13 protein-coding genes are annotated in these 19,081 nt (G+C 27.3%); all 13 read left to right on the top strand.

The genetic code is table 4. The features are described from left to right. Nucleotides 1-5: 5 nt before the first annotated feature. The 13 genes from pdhA to alaS all read left to right on the top strand — a co-directional run bounded on the left by pdhA (nt 6) and on the right by alaS (nt 19,059). The gene (pdhA, locus tag SCULI_RS05065; protein ID WP_025363554.1) at nt 6-1,115 is read left to right on the top strand and encodes a pyruvate dehydrogenase (acetyl-transferring) E1 component subunit alpha; all 1,110 of its coding nucleotides are present in this window, start codon (nt 6-8) and stop codon (nt 1,113-1,115) included. Further along, nucleotides 1,115-2,104, top strand: coding sequence for an alpha-ketoacid dehydrogenase subunit beta (locus tag SCULI_RS05060; protein WP_025363553.1), 990 nt, complete (start codon nt 1,115-1,117; stop codon nt 2,102-2,104). The genes pdhA and SCULI_RS05060 overlap by 1 nt, the downstream gene beginning before the upstream one ends. 22 nt (nt 2,105-2,126) lie before the next feature. Further along, nucleotides 2,127-3,455 carry a dihydrolipoamide acetyltransferase family protein gene (locus tag SCULI_RS05055; protein WP_025363552.1) on the top strand — a complete coding sequence of 443 codons (1,329 nt, stop codon included), beginning with the start codon at nt 2,127-2,129 and terminating at the stop codon, nt 3,453-3,455. Nucleotides 3,456-3,473: 18 nt separating this feature from the next. Next, nucleotides 3,474-5,354: a dihydrolipoyl dehydrogenase gene (gene lpdA / locus SCULI_RS05050; protein ID WP_025363551.1), complete on the top strand. Its 1,881-nt coding sequence runs from the start codon at nt 3,474-3,476 to the stop codon at nt 5,352-5,354. Nucleotides 5,355-5,500: 146 nt separating this feature from the next. Continuing rightward, the gene (locus SCULI_RS05045) at nt 5,501-6,283 is read left to right on the top strand and encodes a hypothetical protein (RefSeq protein WP_025363550.1); all 783 of its coding nucleotides are present in this window, start codon (nt 5,501-5,503) and stop codon (nt 6,281-6,283) included. Between the two features lie 3 nt (nt 6,284-6,286). After that, nucleotides 6,287-7,534, top strand: a complete 1,248-nt coding sequence (locus SCULI_RS05040; protein WP_025363549.1) for a phosphatase PAP2 family protein — start codon at nt 6,287-6,289, stop codon at nt 7,532-7,534. A 94-nt stretch (nt 7,535-7,628) separates the two neighbouring features. Continuing rightward, complete coding sequence (locus SCULI_RS05640; protein WP_025363548.1) at nt 7,629-9,203, top strand: ABC transporter ATP-binding protein/permease; 1,575 nt, start codon at nt 7,629-7,631, stop codon at nt 9,201-9,203. Nucleotides 9,204-9,373: 170 nt separating this feature from the next. Beyond that, entirely contained in the window at nt 9,374-10,522 is a 1,149-nt protein-coding gene (locus SCULI_RS05030; RefSeq protein ID WP_025363547.1) for a hypothetical protein, read from the top strand. Nucleotides 10,523-10,526: 4 nt separating this feature from the next. After that, on the top strand, nt 10,527-12,806 hold the full coding sequence (locus SCULI_RS05025) for a DUF4091 domain-containing protein (RefSeq protein WP_025363546.1): 2,280 nt from the start codon (nt 10,527-10,529) through the stop codon (nt 12,804-12,806). A gap of 16 nt (nt 12,807-12,822) precedes the next feature. After that, nucleotides 12,823-14,016: a hypothetical protein gene (locus SCULI_RS05020; protein ID WP_025363545.1), complete on the top strand. Its 1,194-nt coding sequence runs from the start codon at nt 12,823-12,825 to the stop codon at nt 14,014-14,016. Then, on the top strand, nt 14,009-15,109 hold the full coding sequence (locus SCULI_RS05015; RefSeq protein ID WP_025363544.1) for a hypothetical protein: 1,101 nt from the start codon (nt 14,009-14,011) through the stop codon (nt 15,107-15,109). The genes SCULI_RS05020 and SCULI_RS05015 overlap by 8 nt, the downstream gene beginning before the upstream one ends. Before the next feature lie 31 nt (nt 15,110-15,140). Further along, the gene (locus tag SCULI_RS05570; protein ID WP_025363543.1) at nt 15,141-15,926 is read left to right on the top strand and encodes a glycerophosphodiester phosphodiesterase family protein; all 786 of its coding nucleotides are present in this window, start codon (nt 15,141-15,143) and stop codon (nt 15,924-15,926) included. Between the two features lie 457 nt (nt 15,927-16,383). Further along, a complete protein-coding gene (alaS, locus tag SCULI_RS05005; RefSeq protein ID WP_025363542.1) occupies nt 16,384-19,059 on the top strand; it encodes an alanine--tRNA ligase in 2,676 nt (891 codons plus the stop codon). Nucleotides 19,060-19,081 lie beyond the last annotated feature (22 nt).

Raw genomic sequence — 19,081 nt, 5'->3', positions numbered from 1 at the left:
AAAAAATGAAATATATTGGAAAATTTGATCCATTAAAAGACGAGCGTGTTGAAATAATGGACCCAACAGGAAAAATTATTAATCCTGATTTAATGCCAGAAATCAAAGATAAAGAATTGGTTGAAGCATATAAATTAATGAATTTATCAAGAAGACAAGATGATTTTCAAAATAAAGCTCAAAGACAAGGAAGATTATTATCATTCTTATCATCAACAGGTCAAGAAGCGAGTGAAGTTGGTTTTGCTTTACCTTTAATTAAAGGAAAAGACTGATTTGCATCAGGTTATAGAAACAACGCTGCATGATTAACTGTAGGAATGCCAATGAGAAATATTATGTTGTACTGAATGGGTAACGAACATGGGGGAAAATCTCCAGAAGGAGTTAATTCATTACCACCAAACATTATTATTGGTTCACAATATTCACAAGCTACTGGTTTAGCTTTTGCAGAAAAATATAACAAAACTGGAGGAGTTGCTTTAACAACTACTGGTGATGGGGGAATGAGTGAAGGTGAAGTTTATGAAGCAATGAACTTTGCAAAACTACATGAAGTACCTGTTGTATTTGTGTGTGAAAATAACAAATGAGCTATTTCAACACCATATGCAAAATCATCAAAATCAATTAACGTAGCTGTAAAAGGGATTGCAGTTGGTGTTCCTTCAATTAAAGTTGATGGAAATGACTTCTTAGCAGTTTATGCAGTTGCCAAAGAAGCAATTGAATTTGCAAGAAAAGGAAATGGTCCAGTGTTAATTGAATGTGACACTTACAGACTAGGAGCTCACTCTTCATCAGATAACCCAGATATTTATCGTCCAAAAGATGAATTTGAAGTAGCTTTAACAAAAGATCCTTTAATTAGATTAAAAAATTACTTAATTGAACAAAAATTATGAGATGACAAAAAACAAGAAGCTTTAGATAAAGAACAAGATGAATTTATTAGAGCAGAGTTTGATTGAGCTGAAGCAAATAAAGCATATCCATTAGAAGATATCTTTAATTATATTTATGCTGAAAAAACTCCAGAATTAGAAAAACAATATCAAGAAGCAAAAGCATTCTTTGATGCACACCCAGAAGCTAAAGGAGGACACCACTAATGAAAGTTTTAAATAACGTAAAAGCAGTTTCAGAAGCACTTGAAGTTGCAATGGACAAATGAAAAGAAGTTGTTGTTTATGGTGAAGATGCTGGTTTTGAAGGTGGAGTATTTAGAGCAACTGAAGGATTACAAGCAAAATTTGGAGAAGAAAGATGTTTTGATGCTCCAATTAGTGAAGCTGTTTTTGTTGGGGTTGCATTAGGTATGTCTATGAACAAAATGAAACCAGTTGTTGAATTACAATTTGAAGGACTTGGTTGACCTTCATTACAAAATATTTTAGGACACATGGGAAGAATGAGAAACAGAACTCGTGGAAAATACCCAACTCCAGTGGTAATTAGAATGCCAATGGGTGGGGGAATTAGAGCACTTGAATTACACTCTGAAGCAATGGAAGCAATTTATGCACATACTCCAGGGATCAAAGTTGTTTGTCCTTCAACTCCATATGACACAAAAGGTTTAATATTAGCAGCAATTGAATCACCAGATCCAGTTATTGTTTTTGAACCAACAAAATTATATAGAGCATTTAAACAAGAAGTACCTGAAGGATTTTATACTGTACCAATTGGTGAAGCATTTAAAATTCAAGAAGGAAATGATTTAACAGTTGTAACATATGGAGCACAAACTGTTGATTGTCAAAAAGCAATTGAAGAGTTAGAAGCAAAAAATCCAGATATTACTGTTGAGTTAATTGATTTAAGAACAATCCAACCATGAGATAAAAAAATGGTAATGGAATCTGTTAAAAAAACTGGAAGATTATTAGTAGTTCATGAAGCTATTAGATCATTTTCAGTATCTTCAGAAATCATTGCATCAGTTAATGAAGAATGTTTTGAATATTTAAAAGCACCATTGGCAAGATGTACTGGTTATGACATTGTAATTCCTTTCGATTCAGGTGAAGGATTCCACCAAACTAATCCGACAAAAATCTTAGTAAAAATGGAAGAAGTATTAAATTACAAATTCTAATTTAAAGGAGAACACGTAAATTATGTTTAAAGTAAAATTTGCAGATATCGGAGAAGGATTAACTGAAGGAACAGTTACAGAAATTATTGCCAAAGTTGGAGATACTGTTAAAATGGGAGATCCATTATTTAACGTTGAAACTGACAAAGTAACATCAGACATTTATGCACCAGTGGATGGAACTGTTGCAAAAATTTTAATAACATCAGGTCAAGAAATTAAAGTTGGAGAAGTTGTTGTTGAAATTGATGATGGAAAAGGAGATGCTCCAAGTGAAGAACCAGCTGCAGTTGAAGAAGAAAATGCTTCAGTAGTTGGTGCAACTCCTGTATCAAACGAAGTTATTAGTAGAGGTAACAATTCAAGAACTGTTGCTCCAGTTAATAACATTGCTTCACAAGCAAGTGTGATTGATAACAGTCATGCAGATGTAAAAGCATCACCATTAGCAAGAAAAATGGCTGCAGTTATGGGAGTTGATTTAACAAAAGTTACTCCAACTGGACCAAATGGAAGAATTTTAGCAGAGGATGTTCAAAACTTCTCTGCAAATCCAGTAGCTTCAGCACCAATGATGAGTGCAGCTTCAGCACCAGCTAAAGCTGCAGTTGATTATTCAAACCCATTAATTTCTGTACCAGACTTTAATGAACCATTAACATTTGATTCAAAACCAATGAATCCAATTAGAAAAGCAACTGTAAAAGCTATGGACACTGCTCATACTAAAGTTGCTGGATTTACAGGTTTAAGAAATGTTGATATTACAGAATTGGTAAATCTAAGAAAACAATTAAAAGGTTTTGCAGACAGCCAAAGAGTAAAACTAACTTATTTAGCATTTATTATTAAAGCTTCTGCTTTAGCATTGAGAGATATGCCAAATTTAAATGTTAGAATTGATGAAGAAAATAAAGCGATTAAATATGCACAACAAATTAACATTGGTATGGCATGTGATACACCTGATGGATTAATGGTACCAGTTATTAAAGGTGCAGATAAATTGACAGTAATGCAAATTGCTGTAAAAATTAATGAATTGGCAACAAAAGCAAGAAGTAAATCGCTTTCAATGAGTGAAATGACTGGAGCTACATTTACAGTCACAAACTTTGGAGCTGTAGGGTTAGACTATGCAACTCCAATCGTAAACTTTCCAGAATCTGCAATTCTTGGGGTTGGAACAATCACAAGAATGCCTGGAGTTATTAAGGATGAAATTGTAATTAGAGATTACATGCCATTCTCAATTACAGCTGACCATAAAGTAATTGATGGAGCAGATGCAGGTAGATTTGTACAAAAAGTTGCAAACTACTTACAAAACCCAGCAATCTTATTGGTTTAATAAGGAGACATTTAAATTATGTTTAAAGTAAAATTTGCAGATATCGGAGAAGGATTAACTGAAGGAACAGTTACAGAAATTATTGCCAAAGTTGGAGATACTGTTAAAATGGGAGATCCATTATTTAACGTTGAAACTGACAAAGTAACATCAGACATTTATGCACCAGTGGATGGAACTGTTGCAAAAATTTTAATAACATCAGGTCAAGAAATTAAAGTTGGAGAAGTTGTTGTTGAAATTGATGATGGAAAAGGAGATGCTCCAAGTGAAGCTAAAGCTGAACCAGTTGAAGAAAATGCTTCAGTAGTTGGTGCAACTCCTGTATCAAACGATTTATTAAAAAGAGGAAGAACAAGAGCTGTTCCACCTAAAAAAACATCAACATTTGATCAAGTATCAGCTGCAATTAGCAATCCAAACCCAGCAGGAATTACTCGTGGAAATGGATCTGCTTTAAAACCAGCTCCAAAATTTACACCAAAAAATCCAGAAAACCATTATGAAGTAATTATGATTGGTGCTGGAGTTGGGGGTTATGTAGGTGCTATTAAATGTGCTCAACTTGGTTTAAAAACTATGATTGTTGAAAAAGCCAATTATGGGGGAGTATGTCTAAACATTGGATGTATTCCTACAAAAACTTTATTAAAATCAGCTGATTTATATGAACAAATTACAAAACATGCTGACAAATATGGTATTAAAGTTGATCAAGCTGGAGTTAAAGCTGATTGAAAAGCAATCCAAGCTAGAAAAGAAGATGTTGTCAATAAACTAACAACTGGAGTTAAAGGTTTAATGAAAAAAAACAAAATTACTACAGTTGAAGGTGAAGCAAAAGCAATTGACAAAAATACAATTGAAGTTAATGGAGTGCAATACACTTGTGATAACTTAATAATTGCAACAGGAAGTGTTCCAAATCATATGACTCTTCCAGGAGCAAAAGAAGCAATTGAATCTGGTTGACTAATTGATTCAACTGGAGCATTAGCATTACCAAAAATTCCAAAAAGCTTAGTAATTATTGGGGGAGGAGTAATTGGAGTTGAATTTGCTTGTGTCTATAAACGTTTAGGTACAAAAGTAACAATTCTTCAATTCTTGCCAACAATCTTAGAAATGTTAGATAGTGACATTTCAAAAGAAATGACAAAAGAATTATTAAACAGAGGAAACTTGGAAATTATTACAGAAGCATCAACAAAAGAATTTAAAGATGGAACTGTAATTTATGAAAAAGACGGAAAAACTCACACAATTAAAGCAGATTATTGTTTACAATCTGTTGGAAGAAAAACTGTAACAACAGGATTTGAAAACATTGGTGTAAACTTTAATGAAAGAGGACATATTAATGTCAATGAATATTGTGAAACTAATATTGATGGAGTTTATGCAATTGGAGATGTAACAGGAAAAATGATGTTAGCGCACGTTGCTTCACATCAAGGAATTATTACTGCAAATAGAATTGCAAGAAGAGCTGGAAAAGAACATGCCGAAGATATGGTAATGAACTTTGATCGTGTTCCAAGTTGTATTTATACACACCCAGAAGTGGCTTCAGTTGGAAAAACTGAAGACCAACTAAAAGCTGAAGGGGTTGAATACAAAGCATATAAATTCCCATTTGCAGCTATTGGAAAAGCATTAGCTGATGGAAATACTGTTGGTTTTGTAAAACTAATTTGTGAACCAAAGTATAAACAAGTTTTAGGAGCACATATTATTTCAAATACTGCAACAGATATGATTTCTGAAATCACAACAGTTATGGAATCAGAAGCAACAATTTCAGAGATTGCAAGAGCAATTCACCCTCACCCAACATTGAGTGAAGCAATTGGTGAAGCAGCAGAAGCTTTAGAATCTGGAAAACCAATTAACTTTTAATTAAAAAATAGGTTTATAGCCTATTTTTTTTTTTTTTTTGTTAAATTGTTTTTTTTTTTTTTTTTTTGTCTAAAATAATAACCATGAAATGTAGTGGGCATACTCATTAATAAAATTGTTTTTTTATATTAAGAGGTGTATTAAAAATGAAAAACAAAAAAATAGAAATATGGCTACTTTATTTTGCAGCAATAGTTCCAATTGTAAGTATTATTTTTTTTGCCATTGGAATATCTATTGATTATTTTTCTGATAAGGAATTATATTGAAAAGAATTATTGGGTGACAATCAAGAAATTTTGGATAAGGTGAATCAATTTAATTTAATAGATTCACTTGTTTATTTATTTTGTAGAAATTTTTTAACTTTTACAACAATTGGAAATATTCTATGTTCAACAATAATACTTTTAAAACTTCTAAAAAAGAAAGATAGCTATTTATTAAATGTTATTTATTGTGTTTCAATATTTTGAATTGTGGGTATTTATAATTTAGGTCTTTTTTTTAAGAAAATATTTAACTTTAAATGATATCAATGAATGAGTTTAATATGTCAACATTCTATTTTCTTAATTATTGGTTTTATCATTCAAATTAAAACTTTATTTAGACAGCAATATACAAATATAAAATCTATAAATGTTTATTTAATAGCCCAATTTATGATAGTAGGTTATGTTTTATTTTTTACTTTTACAGGTTATTTAATGTGACAATTTGATGCTAAACCTTTCTTTGCGGGAATGAGTTTTACAGGTTATTTTCCATATCCATTTTTAGATATAGTTCCTGGTGTCAAACCAACGATCTTTTTTTGATTAACACCAGTTAGTCAGTATATATTGGCCTTTATAGCCTTTTTGATAACTAATCAATTATTATTATTTTCATTAGTTATTTCTACTAAAAAGAGAAGTGAGGTTTAGTTTATGTTTACCAAAAAAATGTTTCATTTTGAAATACTAATTTTAATATTTGTAGCAGTTTCTATTGGTCTTTTTGCTTTTTCATCAGTTTATGATTTAGAAATCAGCAATTATTTAAGCCAAAATATGCAATATGTGTGAGTAAAACATATGGTTGCTTTCTTTGATGAACTTGGTTATCAATCACCATTCATTTTGATTTTCATTTTATCTTCTGTATTTATAGTTGGGTGATTATCTTTATTAAAAAAGACTCAAACTACAAATAAATTCAAAATCTTTATGGCAAACAATTCTTTAGTAATTTATATTACTTGATTTAGTCTTTGAGTTATTGGAATGTCTACATTTACAATAGTTTTTGCAATTCAAATTCCAACTAGAGATAATGGTTTTGGTCCTGGAAATGATGCCAAACTTTTGGGTGATTCAATGATTCGTATGCCATGACATTTATTGATGTCTGTGATTAATTTTACAATCATTGGTTATACTTATAAATGAGCACAAAGAAATTTAAATACAAATTCTTATTCAAAAGATATTATGAATATCGAAAAATCTTCAAAACTAGCAGCTCAGATTTTTTTCTCATTCATGATAGTTTATATTTTAAAAACATTATTTGGAAGACCAGTTTATTTTTCGGTTATTTATAATTCTCATGAATTTAGTGGAAATTATCCAACTATGCAAGAAATTATGAATTATTTGAATCTTAATGGTGCTAACTGAGATTCAAATGCTTCAACTAGTGGAATTATTTATAAACAAGTCGATTATTTAGCTTGATATCAACCAAATAATATTGGTAAATATTGATGAAGATTATTTTGACCAGTAGATTTTACAAATGATCCAAATGGTGATCAATATTGACAACAAGCATTTCCTTCTGGTCATACTAATGCAATAATTTGTGGTTTTACAACAGTTTATTTTGTTGAAAATAAAAAAGTTCGTGATGTTTTAGCAACCATAATTTTTATTTCAATTATTGGAATGAACTTAAATTTAATTATTATGAGATTTCACTGAGCAACAGATGTTTTCTTTAGTAATATATCTAGTTTTAGTGTTTGATTTCTTATTAACTATTTATTTAATAAACATACAAAAATGATTCATCTTTCTATTAGAAAAAATGTTATTAAGCAAGAACATAAATTAATTGAACTTGAAAATAATATATTAAGATATGAATTTATTGATAATGAAGTTGTCGAATTAACTAAAAGAAAAAGCGCTTAAATTCATTTTAGGTTGTTTTTTTTTTTTTTTTGTATACTTATAAGGCACAAATAGTGTAAAATTTATCTTAATCTGAGAGGAGAGAAAATGTTTTATGGAAAATAATAAGACAATAGATGTTTCAAAACCACTAGTTGAGTTGAAAGATATCTATAAAACATACAAAAATAAAAATGCGTTAAATGGTGTTAATTTAGTGATAAATCCAGGTGATCGAATTGGGGTCATTGGGGCTAATGGTAGTGGGAAATCAACCATGAGTGAAATTATTGGGGGAATACGAAAACCAACTTCAGGTGAAGTTGTTCGTCAAGAAAACCTAACAATTGGTTTACAATTTCAAGAATCAAAATATCCACTAGGAATCACAGTAATTGATATGATTAAATATTATTTAGAAACATTTTCAATTCCAATGAAGGAAAGTGAATTAAATACTTTACTAGATACATATCAAATCAATGGATTTAAAAATAAATTTATTAGTTCATTGAGTGGGGGTCAACAACAAAGATTAAATATTTTATTAAGTTTAATTCACAATCCAGACTTAGTTATTCTTGATGAAGTTTCAACAGGGCTTGATATTGAAGTTAGAACTGAAATCTTCAACTTTATTAAGGAAAATGTAATTGACAAAAACAAAGCATTATTTTTAGTAACTCATATGATGAGTGAAATTGAAGAACTTTGTGAAAAATACATTTATGTAAATGATGGAGAAATTCAAGATGCAGGTCTAGTTAAGGATTTAATCAAAACTCATGGCTCAGTTCATGCCTATACTTGAAAGAAATTTAAAGAAGATAAGCATAACAAACCAAAAGAAGAAAAAGTTGTCAAAAAACAAAAAGAAAATAAATTTGACAGAATTATTAATAGTGAAAGAGAGAAGGGAAAAAATATTCCCCTTGTTAAATTATTATTTAAATATTATTTAAAAGGTGGAGCAGTACCATTCTTTGTATTTATGTTCCCAATATTATTACTATTCCTTGAAGGTTTTGCCTTTAAAGGTGGAATGGGGAATCCAGAAATGGGTGAATCATTAGTTCACTCAATTATTGGATCACTTTCTGCAATGCAAATTATTGCAGTAGGAGTATTTATTATTCCTCAAACAATTCTTGAATTTAAGAACAGTGTTTTAATGAAAAGAATTGGTGCAACCAATATTAAACCAACATTTTTTGTAATTACAGTTAATTTAAGTGGAATTGCAATTATGTTAATTGGTTACTTTTGAACATTATTATGAGCTGGAATCATGTTTGGTGGTTCATTTGGATGAGATGTTGCTTGAGCTTATAATACATTAGAGAGCTTACCTTTCTTATTATTAATCTTAGTATCATCAATTTCATTAGGAATGATGTTATCAAGTATTTTTAAATCAACAACAACTTATATTGCTGTTTCAAATGTAATATATATGCCAATTGCTTTCTTATCTGGATCATTTATGCCAATTGAATTAATTGAAGGAAGTACTGTATTAAAATATGCAACATATATTAATTTATTTAAATATAGTTTAGAACCATTTTTAGCTGGATGAAATGGTAAATTTGAATTCACATATGTTGAAGGAATTTACTTAGGAGTTGCTTTAGCTTTAATTGCAGTATATAGTGTAATTTCTGCTAAAAAAATGAGATGAGGAAATTAATCAATAACCAACAATTGTTGGTTATTTTTATTTTATAAATATAAAAACAAATTAGGACTCAATAATTTTTAAGTGGTCAATAAGCATTTAAGTTGCATTTTTTTTTTTTTTTTTGTTAAATTTAATTAGTTAGCTTGAAATTTAAATAATAATTTAACAAGGGGAATATCATGAAAAAACTGTTATCTATTTTATTACTGGTAATGATTCCAAATACATGTGCTGCTGCAATTATGGCTATTAACTTTATTTTTACAAAAATAGATATTGGTAATTATATAAACTATGAATCATTAACTAATAGGCAAAATATTGAATTATCTACTTTAAATGATTATGATGACGGTCTTAATGAAAATATTAAAACTAGTACTGAAAATATGTTGTTAAGTAACTATGGCTTGGAATTTTTAGAAGAGGTAAATATTTTATATTATTATGGTAATGTTGATGAAACTAATTTTTGAAAAAAAGAAGAAATAACATTTGAGGGTGATTTTACTTATAATTTAGTTCTAAATTACACAGTTGCAATAATAGCAAATAATAATTCTAAATTTAAAGGTCAGACTTATATTAATTTTGATTTTAGACCTACAATTCATATTGATCAAAACTTGAATATTTTTGATAAGAAAAGTATGCCAACGTCAAATTTTTTTAAATCTTTTAATAAATGAATAATAAATTCAACGATTGTTAAAAATTTAAACAATCAATTGATAAATTTGGGCCTAAACGTTCATCAGGGGTTAGGAGCGGGAAGTGATAACCCTAAAGATGGTCTTATAATGTTTAGTGATAAACAAATAAGTAATCTTGAAGCGTCATTTGGCAAAAATAATAGTGAAAATGTTTTTAAAAAGGAATATTTAAATATTTTTTCAGATAAAGCGTTAAGTTCACTTTTTAAACTTGAAAATGATATTTATTTTACTGAGGATAACTATTTAGAATTAAAAAGTTCAACTTTTAAAAATGATGGTTTAGATTACACAATTATTGAATTAAGCGAACATGACTATCAGAATTTTACATTAAATGATATTTATGTTCCATCAACAACATTATTTACAAATTATTTAAATAATAAATATAATGATGAACTTACAATTGAGAATATGATTATTGATTTTAGGAATGCAAGTTATAAAAATCCAATTATTTCAAAAGAAGAATATGAAAAAACAAAACTTATTTCACTAATTAATAGTAACGATGAAATTGAACTATGAGTTGAAATATTTTTTATTAATAAAATTATTTATCAAGTAGATTCAGAACCTGGAATACACATAGTATTTGAAAAGGGGGAATAAAAAAATGAAATTATTAGCAAAATTACCTTTATTTGTTGCTTTATCTATTGTCTTTATTTCATTATCATATGTTGTAAGTTGTGTAAGGCCTTTTTCTGATTCAACAAAACCTGATGGTTCATTTTCAAGTAGTAAATATAATGAAAAATATAATTATCAAACTGGTCCTAAGGGAGAAATCAAAGATCCTATTTCTATAAGCGAATATATGCATTATTTTTATGGTGAATCAACTTTTAATTATTCTGTTTATTATGATAAAAATGGTAGACCAGAATTTTATGGAGATAAACAAAACTTATTTAATATTGATCCAACATATATTAGAAGACAAGACGTTTGAAAAAATGAAGATTTTAATTTTCAATGAGTCCTTATGCCTAAAAAAAATTTAGATAAATATAAAAATATTTCAATTGAAGTTGATAATCCTTTTGAAGGACAAGAAGTTGACGACTCAATTAAATTTAAAGTAAGTTTTTTAAAATTTATAAAAATTTATAAAAACGATGAATCATCAAAAAATTTATATAAAGACATTCAATATATTCCAGAAGCATTAGGAATAAATAAAATTGAGAATTTTCAAGAATATGATGTTTATCCTGTTTGAATTAGTGGACATGTTGGTAAGAATGTAGTTCCAAAAAATTATCAGTTTAATCTAAAATTAAAATTTGAATATGATTCATTACCCATTGAATTGAATCAAAAATTTAATGTTAATGTAAAAAACTATGTATTAGATATGAATGAAGATGGTTTGGAACAAAATGAAAGATTTGGATTTTCACAAAATCAGTATCCTGCTGAAGGACTTAAACGTTTTAGGGGAGCAGACCCAACAATTCCAGTTGAAGGTGATGTTGAACTAGGACCAAATAACTATATTCCATGGTATTTAAGAAGTGAAGAAAACCTTAAGGCTTTAAGTATGTATTTTAAACCACTGCAAGAAGCCAATTCAATTTATTTATGATCGACTGGCTTTCATAAACAATTAATTCAATATTCGGGAAGACTAGATAAAGAATATTTAAATTGAACAGAAGATGACTATAATAATTATTTATTAAATAAAATAACTCCTGAAGGTAAAACTGTGTCAATTAAAGATATTTTATTAGATAAAGACTGGACTTACGAATTTAATTTTGATGCATTAGATAGATATATGCAATTTGCAGCAGAGATGTCTATTCGACAAATAAGTTTAAATACTTTTGATGTTGGAGATTACTCTATGTGATATTTACATGGAAATAGTCAAATAGGAGAGCAAGTACGAATTACTACACCAAAAGGATTAATTGATAGAGGAAATGGAAAACCTACACCTGAAGGATATGCATATTTAGATACAGTACATAGTGAATTAATAAAGCAATTAAGTGCTCATTTAAAAGAACTTGAGGGCAATAATGATTATATTACTCCAGGTGGAGATCAAGTTGAAATAAGTACAATGTATGATGAGTATAATGAAGAAACAATGCGAGTTGTTGCAGATAATATTAAAAAAAATCAAGTTCCAGATTCACCAACAATTTTAACTTCTGGTTTTATTGGTTGAAGAAGTAGTGTCAATTTAAAAAATGAACAATGATTAAAAGATAATTTTTATACTCACTATGATCAAATGATTTTCCATATAAGAGAATTATTGGATCCATATGAAAATAGTGAACTTGGGCAATTGAGAAGAGCAATAAAAAAACGTAAAGAGAATGGCCATTCAACATATATTTATTCAACTTGAAATACATATCCGGGTTCATTTATGCAATCTGATTTAAGTGAAATGTATTGAAATATTTACATTTCCTTGAATCTAGGAACAAATGGTTTTTTTAGATGAGGATATGACAAGATTTATAGTGATTGATATGAAAATCAAGATATGTCGGCCTTATATGATGAAGAGGGAAATCCAACAGGTAATGAACAAGCATCAGGTGAACCAGGTCAATCCTTCTTAATTTATGGGGGTGACTTTGATAATGGTGTTTGATACAGTACACGTATGAAAGCATATATTGATGCTGTTGAGTATGCACACAAGTTTAAAATACTTTCGAAAATGTATCCAGAAAAATTAAGAGATTTAAATAGATCTTTATCAAACTTTGGAATACCTATTGTGACTGTATTGAATAATGACTATAAATGGTTTGTAAGTAATTTTGATAATATGAGCTTTAATTTTAAATCAGCTACAGATAAATATCAAAAAACTGTTGGTGAGCAGGTTTATGAATTTAATAGATATATAGATAGTTTTTAACAGGAGGTTGTTTAAAATGAAATTAAAATACATTTTAGTTTCTTTGGGAGTTACAGACATAATAGCAGTTTCGCTTGCAACTCCAATTATGATTGTACAAGGATCACGACATTCATTTACTATTAATACCTTTGATGAAAAACTTTTAACAGATAGAAAATGAAAAGTGGATGAAGTATTTACAAAAAATACAAGTAATACAGATAGTATTTTTAATACTGTCACTAAAATTATTTATGAGAACTATGATATAAAACCTAACGAACCAAAAATAGATATTTACCTTGGTCGCCAAACTTTAGATACTATTAGTAAAGAAAATAATATAAATAATATTAGTAAAAATTTCTTTGTTAAAGAATTTACTGTTGTTTTAGGATATCAAAATATCGTTCGATTAATAAATGTTGATACAAAAATTAATATACTAGATACTCCAAATATAAAATATTATCCAGTAAATACAAATAAAGTTAGACCTGCAGATATGAGTCTAGTTCAATTGTTTGATTTTTATATAGATTCTTTGAATGATACATTTAATGATAGCATTAATTTAGAAATACTTAATGAATGACTAATCAAAATTAATAGAATTTCTGAAGGTAATAAATTATTTTCAAGTCCATTTGAAGGAATAACAATTGATCCTGTTTTTGTAGAAGAAGAATATATTTCATATAATTATTATGAAGCAGGACTAGAGTTTAATAATGTGCCAGAGACAAATCCAATAATGCAATTAGGTTTAATTCCAAATTCAGATCATTATAGTGCTAATGTTGAATTTTATGTTTATATTAAGGAAAGTACTGTTTCTGCGTTACATAAGCAAACATTTGGTAAGACTTTAAAAGATAAAGCAGAAGGAAATAAAGAAAGTTTTATTAATATTTCATATAATGATGATTCAACACTAGGTAGTTTGAGAAATGATATAGAAACAGTTGTTGCAAATTGATTTGCTTTTATGCATGGCGGATGATACTTCTCAAAAGATGATTTTAAGTTTAAATTTATAAAAAGTTATAATGATCCTAATGGAGTTTGATCAGAAGCAACTAAGTTAAGCCAATTATGAGGATATAGTAGTGGAGCACCATACATTACTATTTACATTGATCAAATTATTAATAAAAATATTGAGTTAGAAAAGAAAAATACAAGTTTTATATTGGATTTTGTGAAGGGAGGATGAAATAATGAATAATTATTTCATAAAATGAACTCTCATCTTTGATTATATTTTTATATCATATTTCATATTTATGTTGATATATTATATATTACAAACTAGAAAAGAAAATTTACTAGTTAATAAAAAAGCATTAATTAATTTTTTATTAATTAATGTTTCAGGCATAGTTATAAATTTTATTTCAATGATTTTAATTATTACACTTTCTCCTGTATTTAAAATTAAAAGTGAAATTTATTTAGAAATCTTTAATTATTTTTCAATCTTTATTTGAACTAGTTCTATATTTTTAATAATCAAATCACTATTTTTTATAAAACTTAATCAGATTTCATTTTTAAAAATTATTGATAATAAAGAAATATATACGATTTATAGTGAAAAACATATAAGTAAATTGCAATTAATTACAATTGGTAATAAGCAATATTATCTGGATAGTAAAAAATTATACAGATTTAAAGATGAACATTTAAAAAATAATAAACAATTATCTATTTTTTCACATGATGAATCACAGAAAGATTCATATATTGTCGATAATGCATATTTTATTTTAAAAAATAGATGATATCTTTATCTAATGTTTTCACAATTAATGAAACTTCTTATAAAAATCATTAATTTTTGTATATTTGGATTACTAATTGGTTCATTTATATCACAAAAATTATTTACTTTTAAATTATGAAATATTGATGGTTTAGAATCGAGTGTTAATGCAAGTAATATTAATATTATTTTATTATATTTTGCAATTTGTTTCGAAATATTAAATATTGTTTTTATAGGTATAAATATTTATATTTATTTTAAAAATGAATATAAAGTTGATATTACAAACAATATATTAAATCTTTTATTTAGCTCAATTATATTAGCAATTTTAATAATGTGATTGGCAACAATTTATATGTTAGTTCCATATGTGATGTTAAATAATACCCCAAAATCAAATTTACTTAAGATGATGCATACATGAATATTTATTGACTATACTCAAGGGTTTGGATATATAGCAATTTCAACATGTGTCGCCTATTTATTTCATACTATTGTTTGAGTTTCACAAAATAGTAAACAATTATGGATAAAAAGAAAATAAGGTTAATTACTTTAACTTAGGAGGATAAAAAATGCTTTTAAAAAAAATTTATTTTTTAATTATTTCTACATGTTTATTAATTTTGAGTAGCTTAGCTATTTCTTGTAATCCAAATGTAGATACAACACATTTAATTAGAATAGCTCATGCTGGTGGTGAAATTGATGGGCATAAATATACTAATTCCTTAGAATCACTTGATTATTCTTATGCTAATGGTATTAGATATTTTGAATTAGATATTTTAGAAACATCAGATAATGAATTAGTTGCAGCGCATGATTGAAATAAATGAAAATGAATGGTTGAATATCAAGGAGTTAATGAAATTCCAACACTTGAAGAATTTAGATCATATAAAATACTGAACCAATATACAGCTTTAACTTTTATTGAAATAAATAAATGATTTGAATTACATGACGATGCTGTTTTGATAACTGATAAAATTGATGAACCGTCAAGAGTTATGGATGAATTTAAATTTCCATCAAGACTTAAAATGGAATTATTCTCAGAAAAATCAATTATTGAATCTTCTAATTTAAATGCTTCTTCTTCTATGGCAAATTATAATTTTATTAGAGATGTAAATAAACCAATAGAATTTTTAAAACTTAATAATGTAGAATATATAGTTTCACCAGTTCCAAGTACTGACTTTCAAAAAAAATTATTAAAAGAGGCTCGTACAAATGATATAAAAGTTTTTATGTATTTTTCAGATAAAATTGAAAATTTAAATCCTATAATAAAGTCAAATATAAACTATATGGATGGTTATTATTTAGATGACCCACTATTTGAATTTAAATAAATGGTATAGTAAATCATTTTGTAATTATATTTACTTCTTAATCAAAAATTATTGGTCTATTTTTCCAAAAAATCAAAGTGTAGTAATTTCTATTAGAGACCGTAATAATAAAATTCAAATGCCCAGTAGCTATTTTGAAAACTTATTATAAGCAGCCATGGTTAAATTAACATAGCTTATTCAAGATGAAATTTTATCTGAAAATGAACTTCCATATAAAGGCAAAGTACTTTATAAGCATAATTTTGGAATAATCTAACGCTGTTTAAAGTTGCACATACTTTAGATTTTTAATTATTAATAATCAAGAAACATTTATAGGTTAAAACTTTATATTTGTATAAATATTTAAATAGTTTACAAATGGGAGGTTATTTTTTATTTTGTCAACAGAAAAACCATACTTTTTTACATTATGTTAAAATTATTTTGTTAATTTTGTTAAGGAGAAAAACAAATGAAAAAGCTAAATTCAAATGAGATCAGACAAATGTGATTAGATTTTTTTAAATGAAAAGATCATTATTTTCTAGAACCAGTAAGTCTTGTACCAGTTGATGATCCAAGTTTATTGTGAATTAATTCTGGAGTTGCAACTTTAAAACCATATTTTGATGGAAGAATGAATCCTCCATCTCCAAGATTGACTAATTCTCAAAAATCAATTAGAACAAATGATATTGAAAATGTTGGAATAACAGCACGTCACCAAACAATGTTTGAGATGTTAGGAAATTTTTCAATTGGAGATTATTTTAAAAAAGAAGCAATCCATATGGCATGAGAATTGCTAACTTCACCAAAATGATTTGATATGGACAAAGAATTGTTATATATTACAGTTTTTGAAGAAGACAATGATGCTTATGAAATTTGAACTAAGGAAATTGGAATAGCACCAGATCATATTTTTAAAGGAACTAGAGAAACAAATTTTTGAGATGTAGGACAGGGTCCTTGTGGTCCAAATACTGAAATCTTTTTTGATAGAGGAATTCAATGAGATCCAGAAAATATTGGTCCAACATTATTGAAAGAAGATATTGAAAATGATAGATATATTGAAATTTGAAATATTGTCTTTTCACAATTTAATAATGATGGAAACAATAATTATACAGAATTGCCAAGAAAAAATATTGATACGGGTGCTGGATTAGAAAGAATGGTTTCAATTTTTCAAGATGCACCAACTAACTTTGAAACTGATTTATTTTTACCAACAATTGGTGAAGTTGAAAAACTTTGTGATAGTAAATATAAATATTCAATTGAAAATTATTTTAATCCAAGTGAAGAACAAACTAAAATTAATACTGCTTTTAAAGTAATTGCCGATCATATTAGAGCTGTAGTATTTGCTATTAGTGATGGAGTTTTTCCTGGTAACAAAGATAGAGGATATATTATTCGTCGTTTAATTAGAAGAAGTGGAGTTTATGGTAAAAAGTTAGGTATTAATAGTGCGTTTTTATATAAACTTGTAGATTCAGTTATTTTTGCAATGAGTGAGTTTTATCCTTATATTAAAGAAAAAGTAAACACAGTTAAAGAAGTTATTGAAATTGAAGAAAATCGTTTTTTACAAACTTTAGCTAAAGGTTATGAACATTTAGAAAATATTATTAAAAAAGATAATAAAGTGACAGGTAAAAATGCTTTATTATTATTTGAATCATTTGGTTTTCCAATTGAATTAACATCAGAAATCGCAACAGAAATGAATGTTGAAGTTGAAATAGATAAATATAATCAATTATTAGAACAAGCAAAAGAAGTCGCTAGAAATTCTCGAAAAGATGATAAAGCTTGAAATAAGCAATCTGCAATTTTAACAGGTTTAAATGTTGAAAGTGAATTTGTAGGTTATGAACAAGAAGAAATTGATACAAAAGTTAATTTCATGTTTATTGATGAACAAGAAATCAAGTCAGCAACAGACAAAATTGTCTTTTTAACTTTAGAAAAAACACCTTTTTATGCTGAAAAAGGTGGTCAAGCACCAGACAATGGAGTTTTAATTGACTCAAATGGTAATAATCATCAAGTATTAGATGTTCAAGCAGGCCCAAATAAGCAACATATTCACAAAGTTCAAGTTAATGGAACTTTAAATTTGAATGATCAAGTATTTGCCAAAATTAATCAAGATAAAAGATTTTATACAATGAAAAATCATTCAGGAACTCATATTTTGCAATCTGCAATTCGTGAAGTTTTAGGAGACGTTGCTTTACAATGTGGAAGTTACAATGATCAAGATGGTTTAAGATTGGATATTACTTTTAATCGCTTACCAACTCAAGAAGAAATTGACCAAATTCATACAGTAGTTGCAAGAGAAATTAAAAAAGCTGTTCCAAGAGAAATTATCTTTTGTACCTTAGAAGAGGCAATTGAAGTACACAATGCATTAGCTATTTTTACAGATAAATATGGTGATTTAGTTAGATTAATTAAGTTTGGCCAATTTTCATGTGAACTTTGTGGAGGAACTCACATTGAAAATACAAAAGATCTTGAAGATCTCTTTATTACAAATATTGAATCAAAAGGTAGTGGAGTTTATCGATATCATGCAGTAACTAGTCATAAAGAAGTTGCTTCATTTTTAAATGAGCAATTTGCAAAACAAAAAGCAGAAATAAGACCTGCAGTTGATAAATTTAATACTTTCAAACATGTTGTTGCAAATGAACAAATTGATAATGAAATAAATACTATTATGAATATGGCAATTTCAAGAGAAAATTTAGCAATTATTAAGATTAAAGTAAATGAATTAAAAAATTTATTTAAGTTATATCAAAAATCAGTTGAAGATATCATGACTGGTCAAAAAATTGCACCATACAAGTCAATTGCCCCAGAAATGAAAGAGGATATTAATTATCTAACTTTAATTTTAAGTGATTTAGAAATGAAAGAAATGAAAGCACTTTCAGATGAATTACAAAATACACATAAAAATCTTGTTTTAAAAATAGTGAATAAAGAAAAGCAAGTTTATATTGTAAGCGTTGCACAAAATATAACTGATAAATTTAGTGCTATAGAAATATTTAAAAACACAAAAGAATTTAGTGCCAAGGGTGGGGGAAATACTACTTTTGCACAAGGAAAAATAGTTTAAAGCTAAATACTTATTATTTTTA

The sequence above is a fragment of the Spiroplasma culicicola AES-1 genome, assembly GCF_000565175.1.
In the GTDB taxonomy this organism is placed as follows: Bacteria; Bacillota_I; Bacilli_A; order Mycoplasmatales; family Mycoplasmataceae; genus Spiroplasma_A; species Spiroplasma_A culicicola.
Note: the sequence above shows the minus strand (reverse complement) of the source record. Positions and strands in the feature narration are given on the sequence as shown.